General features: G+C 47.3%; 1 protein-coding gene. It reads left to right on the top strand.

Going from position 1 to position 243, the window contains the following annotated elements; genetic code table 11:
- On the top strand, nucleotides 1–243 hold a 243-nt coding region (locus HBA93_RS22890; RefSeq protein ID WP_221724759.1), incomplete at both ends, for a preprotein translocase subunit SecA.

Below are 243 nucleotides of genomic sequence, written 5' to 3'. Positions count from 1 at the left end.
AGATTACGAAGTCGATGAGAAGCAGAAAACTGCAATCTTCACCGAAGTCGGTACTGAAAAGATCGAAAAACTGCTGGATGCTGCCGGCTATCTGAAAGGCGAAAGCCTGTATGATGTTGAGAACGTGGCTGTTGTTCACCACCTCAACAATGCTTTGCGTGCGCACAAGCTGTTCCAGCTCGACAAAGACTATATCGTCCGCAATGACGAACTGGTCATCATCGACGAATTTACTGGCCGTAT

Source organism: Ochrobactrum sp. SFR4 (assembly GCF_019730395.1).
Lineage (GTDB): Bacteria > Pseudomonadota > Alphaproteobacteria > Rhizobiales > Rhizobiaceae > Pseudochrobactrum.
The sequence above is the reverse complement of the archived record's forward strand: the minus strand, read 5'-3'. Positions and strand labels throughout refer to the sequence as shown.